We start from the raw sequence: 26,690 nt of genomic DNA, 5'->3' as shown, positions 1-26,690 counted from the left end.
ACCAGCATAGTCAGAGTTGATTTCACTGCCCGGCCACGACTGCGGATAATCCGCGCATTCGCTGCAAAACTTCCCCGGCAAGCCGCCGCGAAGTAGACAGCTCAACTGATCTGAACTGCCTTGGCAGCCCCGTCCCGACAGGACTTTATTGCATACCCGTCTTCCCTTTTAGCCACCCTCTCCGGTGGCTTTTTTTTGCCCTGGATTCTTGTTTCAGGGTTTTGCCACTGCGATGTGCAGAAGCCAGAAACGACAACGGCCGCCCAGAAGGTCAGCCGTTGTCCGACAAACAATGCGCAATATCAATTCAACCGGTAACGATTGCGCACCTCCTGCTTCACGCCCCAACCCTCGATAATGCCGCCCAGCGGTTCGACCACGGCAGAAAAGCCTTGCTCGAAATCGCCGATGTCGTCATAGGTTGCGTACATCACTTTGCTCAATTCCAGCGACCAGGCGCCGTCGTCGCGCGCACTGACCTGGGCATTGATGGATTCACCGCGAAATTTGCCTGCTGCCCTGCGCGCCCGCTCCTCGTCCGGGAAAATCGCGTAGAACTCGATGGGATGGAACCGGGAAAAATCGAAACCGCCTTCTTTCATGCGGCGCAGAACGTTGCTGCTGATGTCTTCTTGATAGGCTGTGCTCATGAATCGTCCCCCTCGATTGATGGATAGACTTTCCGTATTCCCGCCCCGGGCCTTTTGGCCTAAGTACTACGGCAACGTGGTTGCGCGCGGGAAACAAGCATGTAGCTGACAAGACCAGACCTTAGCGATCCATTCGCTGATCTCGCTTGCAGAGTAGCCCCAAGAGAGCGCCGCTGCCAAGGCCTGGTTTACGAGATGACAGGAAGTGTTCAGACAGGGGTGATGCTGAGGATTTCGATGCCGTTCTGGGTCTTGAGGTTTTTCACCCCGGCATCGGCGGTGCGCCCTTCCAGATCGTTGAGATCCAGCTGGGCGGCGACCGGAAGAAGCCGCTCTTTGACGAGCCGTGCGGCTTCATCATCGGACGGGCATTCCTCACGTTCGAAGACTTCATCGACAATTTCACCGTGATCATCCACGAAAGTGACTTTCCACTTTTGCATCAGTGCCTCCTCGATCAACCCGTAAATGGGCTTACCTCTATCTCGACTTTTTCCCGCGAGAGTTGGTTCAAAAGGATTACAGCCGACAACGGTGAAAATAACCATCCAATCGGTAAGGCGGACTTCTATGGTGAGGGGATTTATCCCCTCACCACAAAAGCTCCCTTGCAGAGCGACTTCAGCATGATCAGTCGTTGCTCGGCTTGTTGACCGCCTGCAGCACGTATTGCGGCAAGGCGAACGCGCCGATGTGGATTTCCGGGTTGTAGTAACGGGTGACGATGCCGCTGCCGATGAAGCGCTGTTGCAGGGTTTCACGGCTGAGCTTGCGGTAGGCCGGGTTGGTCGAGCCCCAGGCGAAGGTCATCGAACCGCCGATGTAGGTCGGCACGGCGGCCTGATAGAAATGCCAGTCCGGGAACAGGCTGCGCAGGCGACCGGCGGTGGTTTTGACTTCGTCGATTTGCATGAACGGCGTGCCGTTCTGAGTCACCAGGATGCCGCCTTCGTTCAGGCAGCGGTGGCACGCCTGGTAGAAATTCTCCGAGAACAGCACTTCGCCCGGGCCGATCGGGTCGGTGGAGTCGGAGATGATCACGTCGAATTTTTCAGTGGTGGTGGCGACGAAACGCATGCCGTCGTCGATCACCAGGTTCAGGCGCGGATCGTCGTAGGCTCCGGCGGAATGGTTCGGCAGGAATTCCTTGCACATGTCGACCACGGTGCCGTCGATTTCAACCATGGTGATGTGCTCGACGCCGGCGTGCTTGGTCACTTCGCGCAACATTCCGCCGTCACCGCCACCGATGATCAGCACGCGCTTGGCAGTGCCGTGGGCAAGGATCGGCACGTGGGTGAGCATTTCGTGGTAGATGAATTCGTCGGCTTCGGTAGTCTGGATCACGCCGTCCAGCGCCATGACGCGGCCCATGCGCGGGTTCTGGAAGATCACCAGATGCTGGTGTTCGGTGCGCACTTCGTGCAGCAGTTTTTCCATGCGAAAACGCTGGCCGTAGCCTTCGTAGAGGGTTTCCAGGTACTCGCTGGTCTTGGTAACGGTCATGGTCAAGTGCTCCGATAAATGCGCGGGCGCCATCGTGGGGACGATTGCCCGGGAAAGGCGCGCATTCTACGTTGCCGAAGATGACAGGTCGAACCTCAGCTTGTTTTTACCACCGCAAACCAATGTGGGAGCGAGCCTGCTCGCGAAAGCGGAGCGTCGGTTGCCGTTGATGGCGACTGACACAACGTCTTCGCGAACAGGCTCGCTCCCACAGGGATGACAGTGTGATCGAAAATCAGCTCAGATCCGGACGTTGCCCCGCGGTCCGGCAATCGCCCAGATGATCAGGCCCAGCACCGGCAGGAGGATGATCAGCAACACCCAGACGATTTTCATTCCGGTGGAGGCGCCGCTTTTCAGCACGTTGATGATGGCCCAGATGTCGAGGGCAAGGATGATCAGGCCAATCAGACCGTTGAACGTGGAACCCATGGTGTCGCTCCAGAATAGTGGCATGCACTTTTAGGATAGACGGTCGAGCGCAGGGTTCCCTTTTATTGCGTTCAGACGTGAACGGCGACCTTCAAGGCTTCCAGCGCTGGCGCGGCGGCGATGCCGGCCTCGGCGCACAACTCCAGCACGCGGGGCACGTCGTTGCCGTAGACCAGGACCATTTGCAATTCATCGTCGAGCAACTGGCTGAAGTTCATCAACGTGTAACCGCCGTTTTCCTTGTTCAGGCTGCTCATTTGCACCTGGATGCGGTTGAGTGCGGTCAGTGCTTCGGTCTTAGCCAGTTGTTTGGGCTTAAGGTTGAAATCCACGCCGGGGCCAAACGAAGCAACGATTTGTGCGAACAGATCGACATAGGTATCGGCCTGGAACAGCACAGTTTCCGGCAGACTGCCGACCACCACCCACTCGCCCAACGGGATCGGGAAGGTGTCGTCGTAGTTGATATCCTGGTTGGCGGCCAGAAAGGCACCGGCATCGGCGTAGGCCTGAGCGGCTTCGTCAGCCACTTTCAGGATCTCGTCCTCGCCCATGCAGCCGGAGCTGATTTTGCTGATGAGTTCGACGAGTGCGGCTTTCATGAGGGCGGATCCTGTGGCGGAGGTGAATTTTCAGGGCGCGAAGGATAGCGCATTCTACCCTTCGCCACAGTCCGTGGACTTTACGCCAGCAACTTTTCCAGCTGCGCGGTGGTATCGACCGCGCCCATGGTCCGCGCCGCATCCAGCGCGGTCACGCCGTTGGCGTCCTTGGCTTTCGGGTCAGCACCCTGGCCGATCAGGTAGTCGACGATTTCAACGCGGTTGAACATTGCCGCCATCATCAAAGCGGTGCGGCCGTCGAAGGAAGAACCCTCAATCTCGGCGCCCGCCTCGACCAGCGCCTTGACCACCGCCAGATCGCCCTTGAACGCAGCGCCGGCAATCGGGCTCTGGCTGTTGCCATTGCGCATTTCCGGATCGGCTTTGTGTTTAAGCAGAACCTTCACCGCATCAACATGGCCGTAGTAGCTGGCGAGCATCAACAGGGTGTCGCCCTTGCTGTTTTTCAGGTTCACCGGCAGCCCGGCGGTGACCAGGCGATCAAGCATCTCGGCATCACCGTCGCGCGCCTTGTTGAAAACCTGCTCGGTGAATTCGGCAGCTTCTTCAGGGGTCATCTGGCGGCTTTGGTCAGACATGTGGGACTCCATTTCGGTCTATCGGAAAGCCGACAGTTTCCCGAGCGCGACGGTGGCTGTCACTCGGTTTTTTCCGAGCGCCCCGATAGCCACACTCAATATCGATGTTTGCCCTGTTGAATTTCAGCGAGGATTTGCTCACTGACATGCACGTAAGTTTCGCTGCCGGGCAACCAGGCGAAGATCGGGTCATCGCCGGTAAGCCCGGGGTCAAAGCCTTCGGTTTTCAGGCGAGTCTTCTGGTATTTGAAGGTCCCGGTGGTTTCCATTTTCACTTTCACCCGCAAGAACAACGGCACGGCATAAGCCGGCATACGTTGCCGGACGAAACTCAGCAATTCAGCGAAATCCAGCGTCGCCAACGATTCGGCGGGAGTGATTGCGGCCATCCCCGCACGCCCGTTGGTGTTGGGGATTTCCACACCGTAGGCCACGGCTTCAGCGATCAATGGATGTTGCAGCAACAGGTTTTCGACTTCGGTGGTCGACACGTTTTCACCCTTCCAGCGATAGGTATCGCCGAGGCGATCAACAAATTGCGCATGGCCGAAACCGATATTGCGCAGCAGGTCGCCGGTGTTGAAAAAGCGATCGCCCTTGTTGAACACATCGTGGAGGACGACGCGGGCGGTTTTCTGCGGGTCGGTGTAACCGTCCAGCGGTGCCTTGTCGTCGATCCGCGCCAGCAGCAGGCCCTGCTCGCCCTTGCCGACCTTGCGCATGAAACCATCATCGCCGCGCAACGGCTCGCCACTGTCATGGTCGTAAGCGACCAGTTCCCAGGCCATCAGCGAAAACCCGACGGTGTTGTCGAAATTGAGGATGTTGGTGAAACCGATGTTGCCGTCGCTGGCCGCGTACAGCTCACAGATATGCTCCACCGCAAAACGTGATTTGAACTCGGCCCAAGCACCAGGACGCAGGCCATTGCCGATCATCTTGCGCACATCGTGACGGCTGTCATCGACGCTGACCGGTTGCTCGACCAGGTAGCGGCACAATTCGCCAACATAGCCGATGGTGGTCGCGCGATAGCGGCGCACATCATTCCAGAACTGGCTGGCGCTGAATTTGCGGCGGATGGCGAAACCCGAGGCGCCGTTGATCGCCGATCCCCAACACACGCACAGACCTGTGGCGTGATACAGCGGCAAGGTGCAGTAAACGACATCATCCGGGCGCATATCGAGGGCGATCATGCCGAAGCTCGCCGAACTGCGCATCCACCGTCCGTGCTTGAAAACCCCGGCCTTGGGCAGACCGGTGGTGCCGGAGGTGTAGATGTAGAAACACGGATCGTCGAAGAATACTTGCGCGCTGCTCGGCGGGTTATCGCTGCTGGCGTCAGCACTGGCGCTGATCAGATTGACGTAATCCTCGGGCGCGATGCCCGGGTGGCTGTATGTGTCCTGATCAGCGACAAACCAGGTGCGGGGCGCTGCGATCGCTACCTGATCACGCACGCCGGCATAGGCAGCGGTCAGTTCTTCGCCGACCACGATGGCCACAGGCGCAACCAGATTGATACTGTGAACAAGCGTGTCGCGCATCAATGAGGTGTTGAGCAGCGCACTGACCGCGCCGAGCTTGGCCAGCGCCAGGATTGTCACCAGTAATTCCGCACGGTTCTCGATGAACACCGCGACCACATCGCCTTTGCCGATACCTTGCTCGCTCAGATAATGCGCAATGCGATTGGCCCACTGGTTGACCTGTGTGTAGGTCAACGCCACGTCGCCCTGCAATAACGCCACACCATCGGGATTGCGCAGCGTCGCCTGCTCGAACGTCCAGCCCAGGCCACACGTTTGGGTCGGATCCGTAACGTTGGCCACTTTCATGCCTTTGACCACCCGGGGGATGGCCTTGGCGATCAGCGGCAGTTTGCGGAGCATCATGCCCCAGGTAATCGTGTCGCTTGGTGCGTGACGCATGAAAGCTCCCCGTTCGATCTTGACGTGCAGACCGCTGTTCTTGTTATCGGGTAATGACTGCGACCGACGCGTTTACATCGTGGGTCGAGAAAGAAAGTACGTCAGTGCTCGCGGGGCTGTACACGCGGTTTTTGCAATGATTTGTATCCCGCCGCGCCTACGGGGAAGAGCGGATTCTGGTACGGACGTTTGGTTCCGTTGTACGGAGAAAAATCACGCAAAATGCAGGATGCACGATGGCCATTCATGCAGATTGCACGACGCCTGCAAAATGCAATGTCTTCAACTTGTTGATTTCAAAGGGATTTTATTCGAAGCAATGCTGGCACAAACGCTGCAACTACCTCCGCATGCTTGCCATTCAAGTACATACGGAGCTGATGACATGAGCCTGATTCAAGAAAAATTTACATCGCTGTTCTCCAACTACGAAGTCAGCACTGCCCCGCGTCCTGACGGTGGCATCCTGCTCACACTGCGTAGCAGCGACGGCAAAGTCTTCAAACGCGCCCTCTCGTATCAGCAACTGCATGCCGGTGACCAACTGTCGTGGGCGATCAGCGCGATCCGCCGCGACCTGGCCGAACAAGCCAGCGAGCTGCCGCAAATTGCGATGCTGCAGAGCCAGCAGCGTTTTGCTCTGCCGACCTATCACTCGCTGTAATTGGCTTTAAACAAAAACAGGCCGTGGAGCATGCGCTTCACGGCCTGTTTTTATGTGCGCATGATTTTTGTAGGAGCTGCGGCACGCTGCGATCTTTTGATCTTGATTTCATGCGTAAATCGAAAGATTGCAGCCTCGTTTCACTCGACAGCTCCTACAGGGATGTGTGCAATGGTCAGAACGCTTCCGGTTCGATCCCGGTAAAGCTGTCCACCGTCACGTGTCCTGCCAACTCACCGCCTTCACGCGCCAGGCCACAGGTTTTCATGCCGGCTGACTGGGCAGCGTCGAGCTCTTCGACGATATCCGAGAGGAACAGGATTTCATCGGCTTCAACACCCACCGCCTGTTGAATGTTGCGGTAGGACTGCGCCTCACGCTTCGGCCCTGATGTGGTGTCGAAATAGCCGCTGAACAGCGGTGTCAGATCCCCCGCCTCCGAGCAACCGAAAATCAGTTTCTGCGCCTGGATCGAGCCGGATGAGTAAACAAACAGTTGATAACCGGCCGCATGCCAACGTTGCAGCGCTTCAACAGCATCCGGATAAACATGCCCTTTCAGCTGCCCGGCCTGATAGCCCTGCGCCCAGACCATGCCTTGCAACGCCTTGAGCGGCGTGGCTTTGCGGTCTTCAGCGATCCAGCTCAAGAGGATTTCAACAACCCGCTCGACATCGGCCTGCGGCTCGTTGCTGTCTCGGCGCACGGCGTCGAGCTGTTCGGCGACATCAGCACGCGAAGCGTTCTGGCGCACAAAGTCGGGCAAATGTTCGGCGGCGTAGGGAAACAGCACGTCGAAGACGAAACTCACCGCGCTGGTGGTGCCTTCGATGTCGGTGAGGATGGCTTTGATCGACACGGTTTCAGTCCTCCAGACGCGGGAAACGACCGGCGATGTCTTCGCCGGTGAAATTGGCAACCCAGCCTTCCGGGTTGTTGAACAGACGAATCGCTACGAAATGCGGATGCTCGCCCATGTCGAACCAGTGCTTGGTGCCGGCGGGAACCGAGATCAGATCATTTTTCTCGCAAAGCACGGCATAGACGTAATCGTCGATATGCAGGGTAAACAAGCCACGACCGGCGACGAAAAATCGCACTTCGTCTTCGCCATGGCGGTGCTCTTCGAGGAACTTGGCGCGCAGCTCGGCTTTTTGCGGATGATCACTGTTGAGGCTGATCACATCGACCGTAATGTAACCGCGCTCGGTCATCAGTTTGTCGATCTGCTCTTTATAAGCGCTGATGACCTCTTCCTGACTGGCGCCGGGCTGAATCTTCGCGGCGGCCTGCCAGCGGTCGAAACGCACGCCCTGCTCGGCCAGCGTCGAGGCGATGTCTTCGAAATGGGTCAGCACCTTGTTGGGAATCTCAGGGCTGGAAACGTGATAAACGGACAGGCTGCTCATGGGCAATTCCTCGGTAGCGGCGGCGCCGTCCGGCTCTTGAAGACCGGTCGGGCGCCGCATGGCATCAGGCAAACGGGCTGTTTCAGATGAACTCAGCCTTGGCGGTTCATGACGCTGCGGGTTTTCAACTCGCATTCAAACAGGAATTCAAAAGCCTCGATCTGCCGCAGCGCGTCGCTCATCTGCGCGCCCCAGGTATAGAGACCATGGCCGCGGATCAGATAACCGACGCAATCGGGATGGGCGTCGAGCCAAGGCTGCACCTTGGCGGCGAGGCGCGCAATGTCCTGATCGTTGTCGAAAATCGGCACACGCACCCGTGATTCGTGGGTGGAAATGCCGCTGAAGGCTTTCTGCAATTCGTAGTCTTCAAATTCGATGAAATCTTCCGGGGTCAGGCGCGACAGCACCGTGGCATTCACCGAATGGGTGTGCAGCACCGCGCCGATTTCCGCGCGCCAACTGTAGAGCTGGGTGTGCAGCAAGGTTTCGGCGGAGGGTTTCTTGCCCGGCTCCAGGCTATTGCCGGACAGATCGGTAGCGAGCACGTCATCCACACCCAACTGGCCCTTGTGCTTGCCCGATACGGTCAACAGCGCTTCGCTCGGCGACAGGCGTGTCGAATAGTTGCTGCTGGTAGCTGGCGACCAGCCACGGCCATATAGAAAACGCCCGGCGTCAACGATCTGCTGGGCGAGCTGTTCACGACTAAGGCTCATGGCCTGTCCTCTTGCATACATGTGGCAATGATAACGGCAGCGGCAAGCGCTGCGAGACTGGCAATACTAAAGGTCAATGTTGCGCCGAGGGCATTCCAGCTGTAGCCGGAATACAGCGCGCCGAGCGCCCCGCCGGTGCCGGCCAGTGCCGCATACAGCGCCTGGCCCTGGCCTTGCTGGCGGGCGCCGAAACTACGTTGCACGAAAGCGATGGCAGCCGCATGAAAGCTGCCGAATGTCGCTGCATGCAACACCTGGGCGAACAACAACACCCAGAGAAACTCCGCAAACGAACCGAGCAGCACCCAACGCAACGCCGCCAGAAGGAAGCTCGCCAGCAGCACCCGGCGCAGGGAAAAGCGCGCCAGAATGCGGCTCATGGCCATGAACATCAGCACTTCCGCCACCACGCCCACGGCCCAGAGCATACCGATGACGCCACGGCTGTAACCGAGGCGTTCAAGGTGCAAAGTCAGAAAGGTGTAATACGGCCCGTGGCTGACCTGCATCAGCGCGACGCAAGCATAAAACGCCAGCACGCCGGGATGACGCAATTGCTTGAGGAAGCCCTCACCCGTCGGCCGATTGCCTTGCGCCGGCTGTGCATTCGGCACCCACAGGCTGCTGAGAACGATACCGGCCATGATCAGCACCAACGCCGCTGGGTAGATGTCCAGACTCAGCCATTCGAACAGCCGTCCCAGCACCACCACAGTGATGATGAAGCCGATCGAGCCCCACAGGCGAATCTGGCTGTAACGCGAGGTCTGCCCCTGCAGATGCGCGAGGGTGATGACTTCGAACTGCGGCAGCACCGCGTGCCAGAAGAACGCATGCAGGGCCATGACCATCGCCAGCCAGGCGTAGGTCTGGCTGACGAAAATCAGCGAAAAGGTCAGCAACGTGCACACCGCACCGAAGCGCACGATGGCCAGACGCCTGCCGGTGTAATCGCCGAGCCAGCCCCAGATGTTCGGCGCTACACAGCGCATCAGCATCGGAATCGCCACCAGCTCGCCGATGCGTGCGGCGCTGAAGCCGAGGTGATCGAAGTACAGCGCCAGAAACGGCGCTGTCGATCCGAGCAAGGCGAAATAGAACAGATAGAAACTGGACAACCGCCAGTAAGGAAGCGCCGCCACGCCGGTTATGCCGCGACGGCTTTGAGCGCGGCCATCAGAGCTGGCCCAGCACCGGCGTGCTCACGCGCACATCGGCGTTCTGCCCACGGTGGCGCAGCAGGTGATCCATCAGCACGATGGCCATCATCGCTTCGGCGATCGGCGTCGCGCGGATGCCGACACAAGGATCGTGACGCCCCTTGGTGATCACATCGACCGGGTTGCCATTCACGTCGATCGAATGCCCCGGGGTGGTGATGCTCGAGGTCGGTTTCAATGCCAGATGCGCAACGATTGGCTGGCCGGACGAGATGCCACCGAGGATGCCGCCGGCGTTGTTGCTGAGGAAACCCTCCGGCGTCAGTTCATCGCGGTGTTCGGTACCACGCTGGGCGACACAGGTGAACCCGGCGCCGATCTCCACGCCTTTGACCGCGTTGATGCTCATCAGCGCGTGGGCCAGTTCGGCGTCGAGGCGGTCGAAAATCGGTTCGCCAAGGCCCGGCATCACGCCTTCGGCGACCACGGTGATCTTCGCTCCGACCGAGTCCTGATCGCGGCGCAACTGGTCCATGTACGCTTCCAGCTCCGGGACCTTGTCCGGGTCAGGACTGAAAAAGGCGTTTTCTTCGACCGAATCCCAGGTCTTGAACGGAATTTCGATCGGGCCGAGCTGGCTCATGTAACCGCGAATGACGATGCCCTGACTGGCCAGATACTTCTTGGCGATCGCACCGGCCGCCACGCGCATGGCGGTTTCCCGCGCGGAACTGCGGCCACCGCCGCGATAATCGCGTTCGCCGTATTTATGGTGATAGGTGTAGTCGGCGTGAGCCGGGCGGAACAGGTCCTTGATCGCCGAGTAGTCCTTGGACTTCTGGTCGGTATTGCGAATCAGCAGGCCGATCGAGCAACCGGTGGTGCGACCCTCGAACACGCCGGAGAGGATTTCGACTTCATCGGCTTCCTGGCGCTGGGTGGTGTGGCGGCTGGTGCCAGGCTTGCGGCGATCGAGGTCGCGCTGCAGATCTTCCAGGGAAATCTCCAGGCCCGGCGGGCAGCCGTCGACAATGGCGACCAACGCCGGACCATGGCTTTCGCCAGCGGTGGTGACAGTGAACAACTTGCCGTAGGTATTGCCGGACATGCAGGACGCTCCGTGAAATCAAACCCGAATTCTTGATGCGCGCCAGTATACGCAGGCTAACCGAGTAGTTCATCCTCGAACCTTAGTGGTGCTGGCGAGTCCAACCGGCACCTTGACCAATGATGGCGTGATGATGCTGCGAGTTCTGATCTTGAGTCTTACCCTCTTTACCGGCTTTGCCCAAGCGACAGTCCTACAGCGCCCGGTCACTCTGGACACCGGCAGCGGCGAACTTTTCGGTTCGCTGTTACTGCCCAAGTCCGACAGCCCGGTGCCGATTGTTCTGATGATTTCTGGCTCGGGTCCTACAGATCGCGACGGAAATAACCCCGACGGCGGACGCAATGACAGCCTCAAGCGCTTGGCCTGGGTGCTGGCCAAACACAACATCGCCAGCGTGCGCTACGACAAGCGTGGCGTTGCGGCAAGCCTGGCGGCCGCTCCCGATGAACGTGATTTGTCTGTAGAAGGCTATGCGGCGGACGCCGTGGCGTGGGGGCAGAAGCTCAAGGCCGATCCGCGTTTCGGCAAACTGATTCTGCTCGGCCACAGCGAAGGCGCGCTGATTGCCAGCCTCGCCGCGCCGAAGCTGGACGCAGCGGCGGTGATCTCGCTGTCCGGCAGCGCGCGCCCGGTCGATCAGGTAATCCGCGAACAGTTGGCGCGCAGCCTGCCGCCGCCACTGATGCTGCGCAGCAACGAACTGCTCGACAGCCTCAAGGCCGGCCATACCGATGACAACGTGCCGCAGCCGTTGCAGGTGATCTTTCGCCCGAGCGTGCAGCCGTACCTGATTTCGCTGTTCCGTCAGGACCCGGCGCAGGCCTTTGCCCAGTTGAAAATGCCGGCGCTGATTGTCCAGGGCAGCAACGACATTCAGGTCGGCACCGAGGACGCGAAGCTGCTCAAGGCGGCGAAACCGGAAGCGCAACTGACGGTGATCGACGGTATGAATCACGTGCTGCGCATCGTCCACAACGACATGAAGCGGCAATTGGCCTCCTACAAGGACCCGAATTTGCCCCTGGCCGCCGAACTGGGCGCCGCCGTCATCGAATTTATTGACGGAATTCGTGCAAGTTAACTGCGTTTTACCCTCCAGCCTCACAGAAAACGGCCGATAAGCCTTTGTCGCCAGCGCAACGTCTGGCGGCAAGCAGGGCTTGGACAGGATCTCGCCGTTATGACTGAAACCCAGACTTCACCCGACACCAGCGCTGAAAAAGACGCATCGCCAGCGGTCGAACTGCCGTGGGCGGACGTTCAGGCCGAGCACCACAAGATGCTCCGCCTGGCGCCGCTGCAGACCGACCGCAATACCGGCGGCCGGCCGTTGCGCTTTGTCGAATTCGGTTACGCCGAGCGCAACAGCAAAGAGCGCAGCCTGATGCGCATGGCGATCAAGCTGCCCAACCAGCGCGTGCGCAAAGAGCAGAATCATCTTGATGTGTGGGTAGACCACGCGAGCAAACGGGTGAGCTTCGGTCCCGATAGCGGCTTGCAGATTGAACCGCTGAATCGCGGTATCGGCCGCTTCATGGCTGCGCAAGGCATCAATTGGGCGAAAAAGCGCTGGCCCGGCTACACCGTCGACGGCATGGACCTGAACAACAAGGACGCGCTCAACGAAGACACTCGCTTGCGTCGCGACCATTTCCTGCGCGTGCACGGTTTCGATGTGGCTTACGCCGACGCCCAGCATTTGAAAGGCAGCATCAAGGCCGTGCAGGTCGGTGATCTGCTCGGTGACTGGAACAGCGAAAAGCTGCAGATCGTCGAAATTCTTGAAGCCGCGCAGATGCTGCAGCAGGCCGAACAGAACCTGGCCGAGCAGGAAGTGAAACTGAAGAAGCAGGAAGAAAAAGTCAGCAAGTTCAAGCGTGAAGACGCCGGGCTGCGTTTCACCATTACGTGTCTGGTGGCATTTGCGGTGTTTCAGGCGGGGTTGTTGATCTGGATTGCTACGCACCGCTGAGGGCTTGAGCGCGTACTGATCGTTCCCATGCTCTGCGTGGGAATGCAGCCCGGGACGCTCCGCATCCCAAAAGCGGACGCAGAGCGTCCATTGATGCATTCCCACGCGGAGCGTGGGAACGATCTGTCACAACCTTAGACGCGGGACGCGAACAGGGCCTGATGCGCGCGGCACTGCTCCGCTGTCAGCATGAACACACCATGCCCACCACGCTGGAACTCCAGCCAGGCGAAATCGACTTCCGGGTACAACGCCTCGACGTGCACTTGGCTGTTGCCCACCTCGACAATCAGCAAACCCTTCTCGGTCAGGTGATCCGCCGCTTCGGCGAGCATGCGCCGGACCAGATTCAGACCATCATCACCGCAGGCCAGACCGAGTTCCGGCTCGTGCTGATATTCGTCCGGCATGTCGGCGAAATCTTCCGCATCGACGTAGGGCGGGTTCGACACGATCAGGTCGAAACGCTGACCCGGCAAGCCATCGAAGCCATCACCCTGCACGGTATAGACGCGCTCATCGACGCCATGGCGCTCGATGTTCTGGTTGGCCACTTCCAGCGCTTCGAACGACAGGTCCGCGAGCACTACCTCGGCATTCTGAAACTCGTAAGCACAGGCAATGCCGATGCAGCCGGAACCCGTGCACAGGTCGAGAATCCGCGCCGGTTCGTTGCCGATCCATGGCGCAAAGCGGTTTTCGATCAGTTCACCAATCGGCGAACGCGGGATCAACACGCGCTGGTCGACGATGAACGACATGCCGCAGAACCACGCCTCGCCGAGCAGATAGGCGGTCGGAACGCGATCTTCGATGCGGCGCTTGAGCAGGCGCTGCAGATTGACCAGTTCGTCGTCTTCCAGCGCGCAATCAAGATAGCTGTCGGCGATTTCCCAAGGCAGGTGCAAAGCGCCCAGCACCAGCTGACGCGCCTCGTCCCAGGCGTTGTCGGTGCCATGACCGAAAAACAGATCCTCCCCATGGAAGCGGCTGACGGCCCAACGGATGTGGTCGCGCAGGGTACGAAGTCGGGAAGTGATCACGGCGTAGAACTCCAGAAAAAACGACTGGCGATTCTAGCAGCCAAAACGCGCGACGACGACGCAGGAAAAACCGCGTGGCAACGGTAGGAGATTTCTTTTTTTTGCATCAGGCATTGAACGGAACGTGTAACTTGACAAGGCTGCAGGCCAAGAACGACGGCGCCTACGATGGTAGCGATTCACAGAACCGCTCAGCCAGAGGACAATGTCGCAAAAGCCCCACCCCGAGGAGCCCCAGAATGTCCGTTCCAAAAACGATGTTTCAACTCAGCGGCCGCGGTTACGCAGCGGCCACCCTGAGCCATGCCACCGTGGTCATCATCGATGCCCAGAAGGAATACCTCAGTGGCCCGCTGGCCCTGAGCGGCATGGACGCGGCCGTCGCGAACATCAAACAAGTGGTTGCCGCAGCCCGTGCCGCCGGTCGGCCGATCGTGCACGTGCGTCATCTCGGCACCGTGGGTGGCCTGTTCGACCCGCAGGGCGAACGTGGCGAGTTCATCCCTGGTCTGGAACCACAGGGTGATGAAACCATTATCGGCAAACTGCTGCCGAGCGCGTTCCATGGCACCGAACTGCTCGAGCGCCTGCAGAACCTCGGCTCGCTGGACCTGATCGTTTGCGGTTTCATGAGTCACTCCAGCGTCAGCACCACCGTGCGCGCGGCGAAGAATCTCGGTTTCCGCTGCACCCTGGTCGAAGACGCCTGCGCGACACGCGATCTGCCGTTCAAGAGCGGCGTACTCAGCGCCGAACGCGTGCAGGAAGCGGAAATGGCGATCATGGCCGACAACTTCGCCACGCTGGCCAAGACTCAGGACCTGATCTGATCCTGCCCTCGCGAGCGGTGCGTTGGCGCCGCTCATCCGCTATATCCGCTGATTTGCCGCAAATGCCATAGCCTCAGGAACAACCCGGTCAACTCCCGGTCGAAGGGCCGATACCATTGAGGAAGGTCGGAATGAAGTTATCCGATGGATTTGACGCACGCCGTTTGCGGCCCAAAGGCCAAAGCAACTGGCGTTTTCGATTTGGCGCGGCGATCTCGGCCATTCTGGCGACGTTCGGCGTGCTGCTGGCGATGGCTGGGGCAGCCAGCCTGCTCGGCCGTCCGCCGGCGCTGGGTGACCTGAACGCGTCACCGCTGGGCTCGGCAATCATGCTCGCCATCGGCTTGCTGTTTCTGTATTTCGGCGTTGCCCTGTGGCGCCGCTGCCGCCGTCGCGCACGGCAATCGCGGGAACTGAACATGGCCCCGCATCTGATGAAAAAACACGACTGACCCAACGGCCTGGCTTTTTGCCGGGCCGTTTTCTGTCGACTTGGGTAAACTGGCCGCCCTTCGCGGAGGCTGACATGCAAGACGACGATTTTTCTCTGTTCAAAAGTGCGATCCAGGGCGTCAAGCCGATCAAGCACGACCGCGCCGACACCGGCAAACCCAAGGCTGACCGCGCGCAGATCGCCAAGCTGCGTCAGTCCGCCACCGTGCGCAGCGACACCACTATCATTGATGGCTTGTCCGACCAGTTCGTGATCGACGTCGGCCCGGAAGACGAACTGATGTGGTCCCGCGACGGCGTGCAGGAAAGCCAGATGCGCAAGCTCAAGGTCGGGCAGATCCCGTTCGAAGGCAGCCTCGACCTGCACGGCATGAGTGTCGAGAAGGCCCGCGAAACCCTTTGGGCGTTTCTCGCTGAGGCGACCAAATTCGAAATCCGCTGCGTGCGCGTGACTCACGGCAAGGCCGTGCGCCTCGATGGCAAGCGGCCAATGATCAAAAGCCATGTCAACACCTGGCTGCGCCAGCACGCCCAAGTCCTCGGCTTTTGCTCCTGCCAGGCCCGTCACGGCGGCGCCGGCGCGGTTTATGTGATGCTGAAACGGACGATGATGGAAGGCCGCGACGAATAAAGCCATCACACCGAACTTGCAGGGTTGTGTCCGCCACCGTACCCTTGCCCTTTGCGAAAATCCCCACAGGTAGTTTCATGTCCCTGGAACAGAATTACACCGCGATTCTCGGCCAACTGGGCGAGGACGTGTCCCGCGAGGGCCTGCTCGACACGCCAAAGCGTGCCGCCAAAGCCATGCAGTACCTCTGCCGCGGTTATGCACAGACGCTCGAAGAGGTCACCAACGGTGCCCTGTTCAGCTCCGACAACAGCGAAATGGTGCTGGTCAAGGACATCGAGCTGTATTCGTTGTGCGAACACCACTTGCTGCCGTTCATCGGCAAGGCGCATGTCGCCTATATCCCGAGCGGCAAAGTGCTGGGCCTGTCGAAGGTCGCGCGGATCGTCGATATGTACGCCCGTCGTCTGCAGATTCAGGAAAACCTCAGCCGCCAGATCGCCGATGCGGTGCAGCAAGTCACCGGCGCACTGGGCGTGGCCGTGGTGATCGAAGCCAAGCACATGTGCATGATGATGCGCGGCGTCGAAAAGCAGAATTCGTCGATGATCACTTCGGTGATGCTCGGTGAATTCCGTGAAAACGCGGCAACCCGTAGCGAATTCCTCAGCCTCATCAAGTAATTCGCAACAGAAAAGAACCGGCGTTGATCGCCGGTTTTTTTTCGCCCGTGAAAAATCGGGTAAGCTGCGCGCCTTTCTTCATTTGCACCGTGAGGCTTTCAACGTGTTCGTCAAAGCGCTTCGTGTCGGCCTCGGCCAACTGGTTATCTTCATCGATTTCATCACCCGCCCGGGCAAGACCAAACGCCCCGCTGCCGCTCAGGCACAAGTCGACGCTGCCGCGAAAGATCTGACCCTGTATCAATTTCACGCCTGCCCTTTCTGCGTGAAAACCCGCCGCGCCCTGCATCGCCTGAATGTGCCGGTGGCGCTGAAAGACGCGAAGAACAACGAGCAGGATCGCCAGACTCTGCTGGAACAGGGTGGCCGAATCAAAGTGCCTTGCCTGCGTATCGAAGAGAACGGACAAACCACCTGGATGTATGAATCCAAGGTGATTATTGATTATCTGGATAAGCGGTTTGCGGCGGTCTGACATTGATGTGCTGTGGCTGATGGCGCCATCGCTGGCAAGCCAGCTCCCACATTGATCTCAGGTTGTAGACAAGAATTGTGGGAGCTGGCTTGCCAGCGATGAGGCCCGTCAAATCATCACAAAACTCAGACAATGATAAACCGGCCCTCCAGCCGGTTTATTGCTTATCAGGCCGCCCTCTCCATCTGCGCCCGCCGCACCACCGCCGCCAATCTCTTCAACCCTTCATCCAGCCTCGCCGGATCGATGTGGCTGAAATTCAGGCGCAAATGCCCATGATGCTTGTCCGGCTCGGGAAAGAACGGCTCACCGGGCATGAACGCCACATCATTGGCCAACGCCTCATTGAGCAAAGTGCGCGTATCCAGCGGTTGCTTCAGCGTCAGCCAGAAGAACAGTCCGCCTTGCGGCATGTCCCAGTCAGCCAGATCGGCAAAATGGCTTTCCAGCCCCAATTGAAACGCATCTCGCCGCAGCCGATAGAAATCCCGCAACTCACTTAAATGCTGTTGATACTTTTCCGAGCCGATCCATTGCAGCGCCTGCCACTGACCGATGCGATTGGTGTGCAGATCCGCCGATTGCTTGAGCTTGAGCAGGTGCGGGAACAGATCCGCACTGGCGATCAAGTAGCCAACACGTAAACCCGGGAGCAAGGTTTTCGATACGGTACCGGTGTAGATCCAGCTGGCTTTTTTCAGGCGCGCCGCAATCGGCTTCGCGCTGCCACCATCGAAAGTCAGTTCGCGGTATGGCTCGTCTTCGATCAGGGTGACGCCAAATTCATCGAGCAATGCCGCGACCGCTGCGCGCTTGGCCTCGCTGTAGCGCACGGCGGAAGGATTCTGGAACGTCGGGATCAGGTAGATAAACGCCGGGCGATGCTGTTCTAAACGATTACGCAATTGCGCGAGGTTGGGGCCGTCCGCTTCCTGCGGCACGGTCAGGCAGTCGGCGCCAAACAGCTGGAAGATTTGCAGCGCGGCCAGATAAGTCGGCGCCTCCAGCAAAATCTCCGTGCCCTTGTCGATATACAGTTTTGCCGCCAGATCCAGAGTTTGCTGGGAACCACTGACCACCAGCACCTGACTCGCATCGCACTCGAGGCCCAGCGCCCTCGCCTGTGCCGCCAGCGCCTCGCGCAAGGCCGGCTCGCCTTCGCTCATGCCGTACTGCCCCAGCGACAGCGGCATCTCGTCCCACTCCACCTTCGGCAACATCGCCTCAGCGGGCAAGCCGCCGGCGAACGACATGACCTCCGGACGCTGGGCGGCGGCGAGGATTTCTCGGATCAAAGAACTTTTAAGGCGCGAGACACGTTCGGAAAAAGCCATGGAGGTCACCGTAGCAAGGCATGCAGGAAATGAGTCAAACTTGTTGACTGAAATTACGACAGCTTGAGCGAGTACGTCAACATGCTTGACCTTAAGAACCCCTCCACTCAGCAACAGGCCATGGAAGCGTTTTTCTTCGGCTATCAGGCGTTCACTGCCAAGGCGGATGAAATGCTCGAGCGCCGCGGCCTCTCGCGAGTGCATCAACGCATCGTGTTTTTCATCGCGCGCTATCCGAACCTCAGCGTGAAAGAGTTGCTGGCCCTGCTGGGCGTGAGCAAACAGGCGCTAAACATGCCTCTGCGCCAGTTGCAGGAAATGCACCTGGTCGACAGCGTCGCTTCGCAGACGGACAAGCGTAAGCGCCTGCTTGAGTTGACGGCGGAAGGCGCGAAGTTCGAGCAAGCGCTGCGCCGTGAGCAGGTGAAATTGCTCGAGCGGGTGTTTGCCGAGGCTGGGGAAGCGGCGGTGAATGGGTGGTTGGCGGTGAATCTGGCGCTTGGGGGAAGTCAGACGCATCTCGAGTGATAGGACCGCCCTCTTCGCGAGCAGGCTCGCTCCCACATTGGAACGCATTCTCCTCTGGGAGCGAGCCTGCTCGCGAAGCCATCCTGATAGCCATATATCCCTATCGGCAAAAAAATCGCCGACAAAACAAAAAACAATATTTGCTTTATTTGTACACAAAAGCATAATCCACTGCGTGCGAGTTCCTGACTATACGGTCAACAAATTCGCGTATGCCTCAAAGGGCCGCTGCCACCCCTCATGGGTCCGGCCCTGGAAATAACAATAAAACTCTTGAGGAGTACTCGCTGTGGAAAGCCGCAAATCCGAAGCACCGCCGCTCGAGCTCACGCCGCCATTACGCAATGGCCTGCTGGAGCGTCTGTTCAAACTCAGCTTGCATGGCACCACGGTGAAGACCGAGCTGATTGCCGGTCTGACAACCTTCATCACCATGGCTTACATCATCTTCGTCAACCCGAACATCATGGCCGATGCCGGCATCGATCACGGTGCGGCCTTCGTCGCCACCTGCATCGCCGCCGCGCTCGGTTGCCTGTTGATGGGGCTCTATGCCAATTGGCCGGTGGGTCTTGCACCGGGCATGGGCCTCAACGCCTTCTTCACCTACACCGTGGTCGGCACCATGGGCTACAACTGGGAAACCGCCCTCGGCGCGGTGTTCGTCTCGGGCGTGCTGTTCATGTTCCTGACCTTTTCGCGGATCCGCGAGTGGCTGCTCAACAGTATCCCGGTCAGCCTGCGGTTCGCGATGGGCGCCGGTGTCGGTCTGTTTCTGGGCCTGATCGGTCTGAAGACGGCCGGTATCGTCGTCGACAGCCCGGCGACGCTGATCAAGCTGGGTTCGCTGCGTGAACCTGGCCCGCTGCTCGCCGCGATCTGCTTCCTGATGATCGCGATCCTCAGTTACCACCGCGTGTTCGGTGCGATCCTGATCAGCATCATCACCGTCACCCTCGCCGGCTGGGGCCTGGGTCTGGTGCACTACGAGGGCATCATGTCCGCGCCGCCGAGCCTGGCACCGACCTGGATGGCAATGAATGTCGCCGGCGTGTTCAACGTCAGCATGATCAGCGTGGTGCTCGCCTTCCTCTTCGTGCACATGTTCGACACCGCCGGTACGCTGATGGGCGTGGCCCAGCGCGCCAACCTTGTCGCCGCTGACGGTCGCATCGAGAATCTTTCCCGAGCCATGAAGGCTGACAGCGCATCCAGCGTATTCGGCGCCGTGGTGGGGGTTCCACCCGTGACAAGTTACGTGGAAAGTGCCGCCGGCGTAGCCGCTGGTGGTCGGACTGGTCTTACCGCCGTCACCGTGGGTGTGCTATTTATAGCGGCCATGTTTTTCGCACCGCTGGCTGGCATGATTCCCGCTTATGCCACGGCAGGTGCACTGATCTACGTGGCGATGTTGATGATGGGCGGTATGGCCCACATCGAATGGGACGAAGCGACCGACGCCATTCCGGCGATCGTCACGGCGATCATGATGCCGCTGACCTTTTCGGTCGCCGACGGTATCGCCCTGGGCTTCATCACTTACGTCGCGTTGAAGGCCGGCACCGGCAAGTACAAGGAAATTTCCGTCAGCCTGTGGGTGCTCTGCGCGATCTTCATCGCCAAGTTCATCTTCCTGTAAACGCTGCGCGGTTCAGGCTTCAAACCAGCCTCACCCTCACCGGTGGGGCTTTTGCACATCTCGATAACAACAAAGGAGCAATACGATGAGTCTGGAAACCTGGCTGCTGTTCAGTGGCGCTGCGCTGGTGGTGATCCTGATCCCGGGACCGCTGTCATTGCTGATGATCAGCAACAGTCTGAATTACGGTTTGCGCCGGTCGTACCCCGCGTTCCTGGGTGGCGTGATCGCCTCGATCTGCCTGCTCAGCGCGTCGGCACTTGGCCTCGGCGCATTGCTAATGGCTTCGGAGCAGTTGTTCAGCGCACTGAAAATAGTCGGTGCGCTGTACCTGTTCTACCTCGCCTGGCAGAGCTGGCAGCAGTCGCGGCAGCCATCGACGGGCGCCGAAGTACCTGAGGCTGCACCGGTGCCGCGCTTTCGCACATTGTTCGGACGCGCCTTTGTACTGGGTGCGAGCAATCCGAAGGACATCCTGTTTTTCGCCGCGTTTCTGCCGCAGTTCCTCCGCGCTGAGCAACCTTTTCTGCCGCAATTGCTGATCATGATCGCGACCTGGGTAGTGCTCGATCTGTGCTGCAAGCTGGCCTATGGCCTGGGCGCCCATGGCGCCGCACGTTATCTGCGCAGCGGCAAGGGCCAGAGTTGGTTCAATCGGGTCAGTGCCGGACTATTTGGTGGTGCTGGCGCCGCGTCGTTGCTTGGCAGCCACTGAAAAGCGCCACTATTGATCATCCTGCCGGAACGGACTCGGGCGGGATGATGTGTTGTTTTGAATCAATTCAACTCGAACAACATTCAATCTTTGATATGCAATAGATAGCAACAACCCCCCGATATACAGCTCTGGAAAAGCCAACGTAATATTCTTCGCCTTAACGACAATTGCCGGAACAAGGAAGTTCTAATGGCCACACTGATAAGCGAAGCAACAGCACAAACCGACCCTTCAATACATGCGGACCTGCAACCTGTTTCCGATACCGTAATAATCATGGATCTGGGCTATGAAGCCAACGAATACAAGCCCTCAACCATTGAACAGAGCCGAACTAACGAAAAATCGAGTCAGTTGCAAATGGTGGACGAAGTGTTCGGCCCCTTGGAAATTGGCGAGATTTCAATTACCCGTACCGCACTCGACGGATTAGGCGCGACCATTGACGGTCAGCCGTTGAATGGCGAGAACAGTTTCTTTCGCCGCCCCAAGCGCTCTTTTATCAATAGCCTGCAGTTCGACGCCAATAAAGTTGAACACTACCTGAAAACTTCAACGGGCAGCGATAGCTACTTGTTGCCCACGCTCCTGTTTGAAATGGCCAGCCAGCGCCCGCTCACCGCTCCCCGGCTCTTGAGGGAAAGTGCTGCAGATACTGTATCCGGCAATTACCGCGACAAACTTGTCAAACTTCTGAGTGCCGCACAGTCGCTTGATCTGCAACACGTGCACGTGCCCAAACATCATCCCCGCTGGGCCGCATTGACCAAAAGTTACGCGACGCTGGGCTCCAGCGTGGGCATCCAGGGCTTCGGCATCTTCATGGGAATTCGCGGCGTTGTCGATGCGATCAAAGCCGAAAACACTGCTGAAATAGCGATAAACAGCGCAGGCATTATATCGGAGCTGGGCTCCATCGCGGCCGATGTCGCGGTGAGCAAGATAGCCACGCAGATGCTCACAGCCGGGCAAAGTGCTTATCGGGACTTCGCCAAAACCCGCTTTGCACTCAGATTGGGTCGATCGGGAGGGTTGGTCGGCGGCATGCTGACGCTGCCCTTCGACATCTTTACCGCCGTGAGGTCGATGAACGCCGCTCAGAATGCCACCGGCAAAGAAGCGATGGATCATTACGTCAGCGCTGGCCTGAGCATTACCAGTGCAGCCATGACTGTCATCCTCGGGTCCGCCGCGATGGCCGGGTTCTCGTTTGCCGGCCCTGTCGGACTTGCAGCCGGCGCGATCCTCGCCATTGGCTCACAGGTCTACGGCGCAGTACGTATCGTTGACGATATAGATGACTACATTGAATTGACTGTCGATGAACGGTGGCGGAGCGGTTGGTTTTCGTTCTGCATGATGGAGGTCGATCAAAGCGTTCAAAACCGCTATATCAAGGCAAAGACGCTGTTGCAGCACTCTCTGCAACTGAAAAAGTCCGCCAGAACGCTGCTCGACGGCCCCTTGAAAGAGACCACCGAAGCCATCGTCAACGGCAAGTTCGATGTGCGCCTGAAACCAACCCGGGTCTGGAAACGAAACTGGTGGACCAAACAGGATGCGTGGGAATCGGTCAATGTCCCTGAAGTGGTAGGCACCGATGACATCATTGATGCACGCGCAGGGGTTACAAAAGATACACCCGGCGCGGAGTTGGGGGTCGCCGCAGAGGGCAAGAACGTTCTCTGGTTCATCAGCGAGGGCAACGACTCGATCAAAGGGGTAGAAAAAAAACCCAACACCTTCCATTACAAGTCAGGAAAAAAACAACTTTCGGGCGGCGAAGAAAATGACCAGTTCCTGTTTGAGAACGCAGCGGACTTCCTTGAAAGGGGTCGCCATGTCGCAGATCATTCGACGCTGAGCGGCGGCGCAGGAAATGACACACTGTTACTCGGCGGCAGCTACTCCTCCCGTAATACCAACAGAACTGGCTATGACGTAGATCTGCTGTCTGGAACATTGCAGATCATCACGAGCGATGTCGATGCCGACAATAACCGGATATCTATCCTGCACAGTTTGCTGGACAGCATCGAAAACGTTGAGACAGTCCATCGCGCGGCAAGCGTGGTAACGGGCTCCGCGCAAAACAACATCATCAAATCCCGGGGCAGCGACAGCATTGAAGCTGGCGCTGGGGACGACCAGATATTTCTCTCTCACGAAAGAGCAAAAGCGTCGGGAGGCGCCGGCACCGATCAATATTACATTGCGCATGTGGCTGGCCGTTTTTCCATTGTCGATGATGGTGAACAGACCAGCTACATCGTCATGAACTGGCGCAAGGAGTTGATTGAATCCTTTGATATCGAGGGTAACGACCTGGTCATCCGCTCAGGTTTCGAAACGTCTGACCACCTCAAAAACGTGTTGACCATTCATGACGTTTATACGAACACCGAACACACTAGAAAGTTGAGCAACAAAAACCTGGTTTTCGTAACCAGCGATGATTTCCATTTCAGACTTGATCTGCCAGACACAATCCCGGACGGCCACACCGTAGAAATAACCGAAATTTTCCTCAAACGAGGAAAACCGGTAAACCCGATCATTATTTATGCAGCGGAATGCTGGATCCGCCACCGCAAACCCGCTGCCTATTACGTCCCGAGAACCGGCAAGACAACCACTTTTTACGCAGTTTTACGTTCTGATGTCATTACCCGGATATATCTGGATTTCCGCAGCGATGAGCTGACAAAAGCGGAGGCGCATTTTTTCTCGGACAAACCCAAGTCATATCACCTGACTGTTGGTTGCCATCTCGTCTATCACTTCGGCGCGAAAAGCATCAAGCTCAATTATTACTCCGCTGCGCGTAACGAAGACGATCACGACAATATTACGAAGATCCTGCGCACCATGGCTGTTCGTCCGTTCAGCCGTTACGTATTGATTTTCAAGGACGGTGTCGTTGCAGATGCCGAGCTTACAGCGCAAACCGAAATCGCACCTGCCTTTACGGATTTCACGGTATCGCGGGATTGGGTGACCCAGATGAAACTGCCGCTCGAGGTTCGCTCTCAGCGTTACTTTCACAATCTGGCTGAAAAAGCAGCTGAACCGATGGGCCGTACAAGAGTTTGCGCAACGCCGATTCGACTGGCCGTGCAAACCGACATGGACAACTACGAAGGAGAAGGTTCGAGTTATCTCATCCACGTACTCCCGGACATGACCATCAAACTCTCGACTCCCGGCGCACTTGCCGATGCCAAAGTTCGCCTGCCCTATTCATCCACTTGGGAACTTGATGCAACGCAGCTCGGCAAGGTCGAAATAAGGCTGGAAGAAAACCGACTCTCCATCGGCACAACCACTTTTTATCTGCCGGTCTATGGAAGCGAAGATCTGATAGATCAAATCCGCGTTATTACCACCGGTGGAGTTGTGCACACGGTCGATCTGGTCTTTGATCGCATTTATCTGGATGGGCTTGATGCACGTTTTTTCGAAGAGCCCGACGCCTCAAAAGCGCTCCCGCCATATCTTGCCGCATTGGCCAACGACGAAGTCAAAGTCTGGAACGTTATCTGCGTCAACGACGAAACCGCGCGCGTGGGCTACAACCTGGCCGCCCATGGCTGGGTATTGCGTGCCGACAAATCCCGCATCGAAAAGTCTGCTTTAAGAGTAGTGAATCGCTGCAGTCACCAGACCAACATTTTCCGCCCTGTTTCGCTGATGAAAGTGCCTCCCGCGTAATTCGCGGTAACCCGTCAACAAACACCCTTTTTTTATCAGCGTACTGTCTACGCGGCACCCGCACGCGTCTGCGCGCTCTTTTTCCGAGTATTTCCCATGGCCAAATCACCCAAAAAAATCCCGACCATAAAATCGCCCGATTCGCCCGATGCCACACATCCCGGATCACCGCCCCTCGTCAAAAATGTGGGTCTGGACATGCCTGACGCCCTGCTCCTGGGCATCGATTCGCCGGCGATCAGCCAAGCGCCAGCCACCTCTGCCGCAGCCAACGCAGTGCCCACGGTCAGCCTTCATGCGTTGCCAGATGCAGCGCATGATTTCAGCGCCACTCGGAACGCAATCGCCTGGCCGCAAGAGCGTTTCCACGAATTGGTGCCGGTGACGCAGAACGATGGCTTGTTCACTGGACCGGATCAGCGCACCTACGCTCAAATCGCCAATGAAGGCCAGTTTGTCGTCGAGCAGGACGGGCAAGGCAACTACCATGTGCCACTGACCTTCGCGCCCGGCGTGCCCGGCCTGCCTCTGACGCGAACCGAGGGTCAGGCGATCTGGCAAATCCAGCGGCCCGAGAGGCCCTCCAACCGGCCTGCGTCCGCCACGCCACACTTGCCCTCATACATCTCGCCGGCCGACGCCATGACGTTGACCAAGCCGGAAATGGCGACAGAAGGCCTTCGTTACAACAGACTCAGGCAGACCTTCGTAACCACGGTAGACGGCACCGTCATGGTGCGCAAAAACCAGGACGGTGAATATCAACAAGCGTTTGCCTCAACGACCAATGCACCCGACGTTTTCTTCGAGCAAATCCCCGGCACCGTGTTCTGGCGGCGGAAAACGCCCGGGACGAAGCCATCAGGTACCAAGCCCGAAGCCAGCCAGTCCGACAACGCAGTCCCCGGCCCGAGCAAGCGTCCACGACTTGCCGAGGCCACAGAAACGCTAACCGCGCCGAAAGCCACGACTCCGCCTGAGGAGCTGACCCCATATTTCTGGCTGCCCTGGGGGCACCTGAACAAACCTGTGCACATCGAATCGGTACAGCTTGGCTGGCTGCATTATCCAATCGTCCCTGTCGGCTCGAACACGACACCCAAAGTGTATTTCGTATGTCATCCCGAGTTTGTCCCGACAGATTTCAATACTTTCGAAAGCATGCTGATAAACATGCCCGAGCGACAGCCGGTAGCGACTTTTCGCATCGGCAGTGATCCGGGTGAGGTCCATCCGGGCAAACGCTTTTTTGAAGAGCCGATATCAACGTCCGTCGCTCGCGCATTCCCCGATTTCTCTGAAGCAACAGCAAGGGCCGTCGCCCGCAGGTTGTTCGAACTCGCCGATCACTCCGAGACGATTACCGGCACCGGATTGATCAATGTCCAGGCCGTTCTGCATCAGTGGAAACAACTGCCGTTTTCCACAGCTCCAGATTTTGCCGACCCGCTGAACATGCTCGCCGTTGCGCCGGACATCGACCTGGGAAGCAAACGGCTTATTCCGATGCCTTCCCAGACCGACAGCGAATTGCAACGCCTGAGCTTCGATCCGCAGCATTTTCCCTCTGCCTGGAATCATTACAAGACCTATCCCTCGGATCTGAATCTGCGGCGATTGCTCGGCGCGTTGCTGGTCGGCTGTGGTTACGAGCTGTTTCCACTGACTTATGAGCACAGAATGCCGACGCTGGTCTTCAAACGAGCCGGTCACGATCAGATCTTCTTTTTGAAACTGGGTGCGATCAGTCAGGCCGGCCTGACTCATGTGCCTGGCAACGAACTGGCGGAACCGGGCTTGCCCGCCAGAATCGGTCAGGACGCCTTCAAGGCACTGACCGATGCAGCCGCGCAGAACAAAGTGGTATGGCTGATCGGGGGCGTATTGAAGGTCGCGTCCACGCCAGATTCGGTATTCATTATCCGCGAGCGCTGAGCCGCTACCCGC

27 protein-coding genes are annotated in these 26,690 nt (G+C 58.3%); 13 read left to right on the top strand and 14 right to left on the bottom strand.

Going from position 1 to position 26,690, the window contains the following annotated elements; genetic code table 11:
- Nucleotides 1-302: 302 nt before the first annotated feature.
- The 7 genes from PSH90_RS08375 to PSH90_RS08345 all read right to left on the bottom strand — a co-directional run bounded on the left by PSH90_RS08375 (nucleotide 303) and on the right by PSH90_RS08345 (nucleotide 5,723).
- A complete protein-coding gene (locus PSH90_RS08375; RefSeq protein WP_003223226.1) occupies nucleotides 303-650 on the bottom strand; it encodes a ribonuclease E inhibitor RraB in 348 nt (115 codons plus the stop codon).
- Nucleotides 651-859: 209 nt separating this feature from the next.
- The gene (locus PSH90_RS08370) at nucleotides 860-1,093 is read right to left on the bottom strand and encodes a hypothetical protein (protein WP_076566825.1); all 234 of its coding nucleotides are present in this window, start codon (nucleotides 1,091-1,093) and stop codon (nucleotides 860-862) included.
- A gap of 187 nt (nucleotides 1,094-1,280) precedes the next feature.
- Entirely contained in the window at nucleotides 1,281-2,156 is an 876-nt protein-coding gene (gene speE / locus PSH90_RS08365) for a polyamine aminopropyltransferase (protein ID WP_016773785.1), read from the bottom strand.
- Nucleotides 2,157-2,396: 240 nt separating this feature from the next.
- Nucleotides 2,397-2,588, bottom strand: coding sequence for a PLDc N-terminal domain-containing protein (locus PSH90_RS08360; protein ID WP_016773784.1), 192 nt, complete (start codon nucleotides 2,586-2,588; stop codon nucleotides 2,397-2,399).
- 71 nt (nucleotides 2,589-2,659) lie between these two features.
- Nucleotides 2,660-3,190 (bottom strand): hypothetical protein, encoded by a 531-nt coding sequence (locus PSH90_RS08355; protein ID WP_076566822.1) that lies wholly within the window; start codon nucleotides 3,188-3,190, stop codon nucleotides 2,660-2,662.
- Nucleotides 3,191-3,270: 80 nt separating this feature from the next.
- Nucleotides 3,271-3,789, bottom strand: coding sequence for an ankyrin repeat domain-containing protein (locus PSH90_RS08350; RefSeq protein WP_076566820.1), 519 nt, complete (start codon nucleotides 3,787-3,789; stop codon nucleotides 3,271-3,273).
- Nucleotides 3,790-3,884: 95 nt separating this feature from the next.
- Nucleotides 3,885-5,723, bottom strand: coding sequence for a long-chain-acyl-CoA synthetase (locus PSH90_RS08345; protein WP_305382506.1), 1,839 nt, complete (start codon nucleotides 5,721-5,723; stop codon nucleotides 3,885-3,887).
- Nucleotides 5,724-6,108: 385 nt separating this feature from the next.
- Between PSH90_RS08345 and PSH90_RS08340 the strand changes: the two genes are divergently transcribed.
- Nucleotides 6,109-6,387 carry a DUF3509 domain-containing protein gene (locus PSH90_RS08340; RefSeq protein WP_016773780.1) on the top strand — a complete coding sequence of 93 codons (279 nt, stop codon included), beginning with the start codon at nucleotides 6,109-6,111 and terminating at the stop codon, nucleotides 6,385-6,387.
- Nucleotides 6,388-6,562: 175 nt separating this feature from the next.
- Here the strand turns inward: PSH90_RS08340 and mtnC are convergent, their stop codons facing one another.
- The 5 genes from mtnC to aroC all read right to left on the bottom strand — a co-directional run bounded on the left by mtnC (nucleotide 6,563) and on the right by aroC (nucleotide 10,783).
- Nucleotides 6,563-7,246, bottom strand: coding sequence for an acireductone synthase (mtnC, locus tag PSH90_RS08335; RefSeq protein ID WP_056784055.1), 684 nt, complete (start codon nucleotides 7,244-7,246; stop codon nucleotides 6,563-6,565).
- A 4-nt stretch (nucleotides 7,247-7,250) separates the two neighbouring features.
- Nucleotides 7,251-7,796: an acireductone dioxygenase gene (locus tag PSH90_RS08330; protein ID WP_038861971.1), complete on the bottom strand. Its 546-nt coding sequence runs from the start codon at nucleotides 7,794-7,796 to the stop codon at nucleotides 7,251-7,253.
- 92 nt (nucleotides 7,797-7,888) lie between these two features.
- A complete protein-coding gene (locus tag PSH90_RS08325; RefSeq protein ID WP_024012225.1) occupies nucleotides 7,889-8,515 on the bottom strand; it encodes a methylthioribulose 1-phosphate dehydratase in 627 nt (208 codons plus the stop codon).
- The gene (locus PSH90_RS08320; RefSeq protein ID WP_024012224.1) at nucleotides 8,512-9,657 is read right to left on the bottom strand and encodes an MFS transporter; all 1,146 of its coding nucleotides are present in this window, start codon (nucleotides 9,655-9,657) and stop codon (nucleotides 8,512-8,514) included. The genes PSH90_RS08325 and PSH90_RS08320 overlap by 4 nt, the downstream gene beginning before the upstream one ends.
- 34 nt (nucleotides 9,658-9,691) lie before the next feature.
- The gene (aroC, locus tag PSH90_RS08315) at nucleotides 9,692-10,783 is read right to left on the bottom strand and encodes a chorismate synthase (protein WP_056784052.1); all 1,092 of its coding nucleotides are present in this window, start codon (nucleotides 10,781-10,783) and stop codon (nucleotides 9,692-9,694) included.
- A 130-nt stretch (nucleotides 10,784-10,913) separates the two neighbouring features.
- On the opposite strand from aroC, the gene PSH90_RS08310 reads away from it, so the two are divergent.
- Both PSH90_RS08310 and PSH90_RS08305 read left to right on the top strand, forming a co-directional pair.
- Complete coding sequence (locus PSH90_RS08310; RefSeq protein WP_056786766.1) at nucleotides 10,914-11,867, top strand: alpha/beta hydrolase; 954 nt, start codon at nucleotides 10,914-10,916, stop codon at nucleotides 11,865-11,867.
- 99 nt (nucleotides 11,868-11,966) lie between these two features.
- Complete coding sequence (locus PSH90_RS08305) at nucleotides 11,967-12,758, top strand: hypothetical protein (protein ID WP_056784049.1); 792 nt, start codon at nucleotides 11,967-11,969, stop codon at nucleotides 12,756-12,758.
- A 134-nt stretch (nucleotides 12,759-12,892) separates the two neighbouring features.
- Here the strand turns inward: PSH90_RS08305 and prmB are convergent, their stop codons facing one another.
- Nucleotides 12,893-13,801, bottom strand: a complete 909-nt coding sequence (gene prmB / locus PSH90_RS08300) for a 50S ribosomal protein L3 N(5)-glutamine methyltransferase (RefSeq protein WP_056784046.1) — start codon at nucleotides 13,799-13,801, stop codon at nucleotides 12,893-12,895.
- Nucleotides 13,802-14,040: 239 nt separating this feature from the next.
- Here prmB and PSH90_RS08295 point away from each other — a divergent pair, with 239 nt between their 5' ends.
- The 5 genes from PSH90_RS08295 to PSH90_RS08275 all read left to right on the top strand — a co-directional run bounded on the left by PSH90_RS08295 (nucleotide 14,041) and on the right by PSH90_RS08275 (nucleotide 16,813).
- Complete coding sequence (locus PSH90_RS08295) at nucleotides 14,041-14,631, top strand: cysteine hydrolase family protein (protein WP_056784043.1); 591 nt, start codon at nucleotides 14,041-14,043, stop codon at nucleotides 14,629-14,631.
- A gap of 131 nt (nucleotides 14,632-14,762) precedes the next feature.
- Complete coding sequence (locus tag PSH90_RS08290) at nucleotides 14,763-15,083, top strand: hypothetical protein (RefSeq protein ID WP_056784040.1); 321 nt, start codon at nucleotides 14,763-14,765, stop codon at nucleotides 15,081-15,083.
- A 74-nt stretch (nucleotides 15,084-15,157) separates the two neighbouring features.
- Nucleotides 15,158-15,715, top strand: coding sequence for a Smr/MutS family protein (locus PSH90_RS08285; RefSeq protein WP_016773770.1), 558 nt, complete (start codon nucleotides 15,158-15,160; stop codon nucleotides 15,713-15,715).
- A 77-nt stretch (nucleotides 15,716-15,792) separates the two neighbouring features.
- Nucleotides 15,793-16,338 carry a GTP cyclohydrolase I FolE gene (gene folE / locus PSH90_RS08280; protein WP_011062625.1) on the top strand — a complete coding sequence of 182 codons (546 nt, stop codon included), beginning with the start codon at nucleotides 15,793-15,795 and terminating at the stop codon, nucleotides 16,336-16,338.
- 103 nt (nucleotides 16,339-16,441) lie between these two features.
- Nucleotides 16,442-16,813 (top strand): glutathione S-transferase N-terminal domain-containing protein, encoded by a 372-nt coding sequence (locus tag PSH90_RS08275; protein WP_041479340.1) that lies wholly within the window; start codon nucleotides 16,442-16,444, stop codon nucleotides 16,811-16,813.
- Nucleotides 16,814-16,980: 167 nt separating this feature from the next.
- On the opposite strand, the gene PSH90_RS08270 is transcribed toward PSH90_RS08275, so the two are convergent.
- Nucleotides 16,981-18,147, bottom strand: a complete 1,167-nt coding sequence (locus PSH90_RS08270; protein ID WP_236169479.1) for a PLP-dependent aminotransferase family protein — start codon at nucleotides 18,145-18,147, stop codon at nucleotides 16,981-16,983.
- An 81-nt stretch (nucleotides 18,148-18,228) separates the two neighbouring features.
- Between PSH90_RS08270 and PSH90_RS08265 the strand changes: the two genes are divergently transcribed.
- The 5 genes from PSH90_RS08265 (at nucleotide 18,229) to PSH90_RS08245 (ending at nucleotide 26,678) form a co-directional block, all read left to right on the top strand.
- A complete protein-coding gene (locus PSH90_RS08265; RefSeq protein ID WP_076567817.1) occupies nucleotides 18,229-18,675 on the top strand; it encodes a MarR family winged helix-turn-helix transcriptional regulator in 447 nt (148 codons plus the stop codon).
- Nucleotides 18,676-18,964: 289 nt separating this feature from the next.
- Nucleotides 18,965-20,314 (top strand): NCS2 family permease, encoded by a 1,350-nt coding sequence (locus PSH90_RS08260; protein ID WP_024012217.1) that lies wholly within the window; start codon nucleotides 18,965-18,967, stop codon nucleotides 20,312-20,314.
- A gap of 85 nt (nucleotides 20,315-20,399) precedes the next feature.
- Nucleotides 20,400-21,029 (top strand): LysE family translocator, encoded by a 630-nt coding sequence (locus tag PSH90_RS08255; protein ID WP_041479336.1) that lies wholly within the window; start codon nucleotides 20,400-20,402, stop codon nucleotides 21,027-21,029.
- A 192-nt stretch (nucleotides 21,030-21,221) separates the two neighbouring features.
- Complete coding sequence (locus PSH90_RS08250) at nucleotides 21,222-24,743, top strand: calcium-binding protein (protein ID WP_305382504.1); 3,522 nt, start codon at nucleotides 21,222-21,224, stop codon at nucleotides 24,741-24,743.
- Nucleotides 24,744-24,839: 96 nt separating this feature from the next.
- Nucleotides 24,840-26,678, top strand: coding sequence for a hypothetical protein (locus tag PSH90_RS08245; protein ID WP_305382503.1), 1,839 nt, complete (start codon nucleotides 24,840-24,842; stop codon nucleotides 26,676-26,678).
- Nucleotides 26,679-26,690: the final 12 nt, after the last annotated feature.

Source organism: Pseudomonas sp. FP1762 (assembly GCF_030687105.1).
Classification (GTDB): Bacteria; Pseudomonadota; Gammaproteobacteria; order Pseudomonadales; family Pseudomonadaceae; genus Aquipseudomonas; species Aquipseudomonas siliginis.
Note: the sequence above shows the minus strand (reverse complement) of the source record. Positions and strands in the feature narration are given on the sequence as shown.

What these genes read in the sequence shown, in the direction of transcription:
- PSH90_RS08375 (WP_003223226.1), bottom strand. Translation starts at nt 650, where the DNA reads ATGAGCACAGCCTATCAAGAAGACATCAGCAGCAACGTTCTGCGCCGC.
- PSH90_RS08370 (WP_076566825.1), bottom strand. Translation starts at nt 1,093, where the DNA reads ATGCAAAAGTGGAAAGTCACTTTCGTGGATGATCACGGTGAAATTGTC.
- speE (WP_016773785.1), bottom strand. Translation starts at nt 2,156, where the DNA reads ATGACCGTTACCAAGACCAGCGAGTACCTGGAAACCCTCTACGAAGGC.
- PSH90_RS08360 (WP_016773784.1), bottom strand. Translation starts at nt 2,588, where the DNA reads ATGGGTTCCACGTTCAACGGTCTGATTGGCCTGATCATCCTTGCCCTC.
- PSH90_RS08355 (WP_076566822.1), bottom strand. Translation starts at nt 3,190, where the DNA reads ATGAAAGCCGCACTCGTCGAACTCATCAGCAAAATCAGCTCCGGCTGC.
- PSH90_RS08350 (WP_076566820.1), bottom strand. Translation starts at nt 3,789, where the DNA reads ATGTCTGACCAAAGCCGCCAGATGACCCCTGAAGAAGCTGCCGAATTC.
- PSH90_RS08345 (WP_305382506.1), bottom strand. Translation starts at nt 5,723, where the DNA reads ATGCGTCACGCACCAAGCGACACGATTACCTGGGGCATGATGCTCCGC.
- PSH90_RS08340 (WP_016773780.1), top strand. Translation starts at nt 6,109, where the DNA reads ATGAGCCTGATTCAAGAAAAATTTACATCGCTGTTCTCCAACTACGAA.
- PSH90_RS08330 (WP_038861971.1), bottom strand. Translation starts at nt 7,796, where the DNA reads ATGAGCAGCCTGTCCGTTTATCACGTTTCCAGCCCTGAGATTCCCAAC.
- PSH90_RS08325 (WP_024012225.1), bottom strand. Translation starts at nt 8,515, where the DNA reads ATGAGCCTTAGTCGTGAACAGCTCGCCCAGCAGATCGTTGACGCCGGG.
- aroC (WP_056784052.1), bottom strand. Translation starts at nt 10,783, where the DNA reads ATGTCCGGCAATACCTACGGCAAGTTGTTCACTGTCACCACCGCTGGC.
- PSH90_RS08310 (WP_056786766.1), top strand. Translation starts at nt 10,914, where the DNA reads ATGATGCTGCGAGTTCTGATCTTGAGTCTTACCCTCTTTACCGGCTTT.
- PSH90_RS08305 (WP_056784049.1), top strand. Translation starts at nt 11,967, where the DNA reads ATGACTGAAACCCAGACTTCACCCGACACCAGCGCTGAAAAAGACGCA.
- PSH90_RS08295 (WP_056784043.1), top strand. Translation starts at nt 14,041, where the DNA reads ATGTCCGTTCCAAAAACGATGTTTCAACTCAGCGGCCGCGGTTACGCA.
- PSH90_RS08290 (WP_056784040.1), top strand. Translation starts at nt 14,763, where the DNA reads ATGAAGTTATCCGATGGATTTGACGCACGCCGTTTGCGGCCCAAAGGC.
- PSH90_RS08285 (WP_016773770.1), top strand. Translation starts at nt 15,158, where the DNA reads ATGCAAGACGACGATTTTTCTCTGTTCAAAAGTGCGATCCAGGGCGTC.
- folE (WP_011062625.1), top strand. Translation starts at nt 15,793, where the DNA reads ATGTCCCTGGAACAGAATTACACCGCGATTCTCGGCCAACTGGGCGAG.
- PSH90_RS08270 (WP_236169479.1), bottom strand. Translation starts at nt 18,147, where the DNA reads ATGGCTTTTTCCGAACGTGTCTCGCGCCTTAAAAGTTCTTTGATCCGA.
- PSH90_RS08265 (WP_076567817.1), top strand. Translation starts at nt 18,229, where the DNA reads ATGCTTGACCTTAAGAACCCCTCCACTCAGCAACAGGCCATGGAAGCG.
- PSH90_RS08255 (WP_041479336.1), top strand. Translation starts at nt 20,400, where the DNA reads ATGAGTCTGGAAACCTGGCTGCTGTTCAGTGGCGCTGCGCTGGTGGTG.
- PSH90_RS08250 (WP_305382504.1), top strand. Translation starts at nt 21,222, where the DNA reads ATGGCCACACTGATAAGCGAAGCAACAGCACAAACCGACCCTTCAATA.
- PSH90_RS08245 (WP_305382503.1), top strand. Translation starts at nt 24,840, where the DNA reads ATGGCCAAATCACCCAAAAAAATCCCGACCATAAAATCGCCCGATTCG.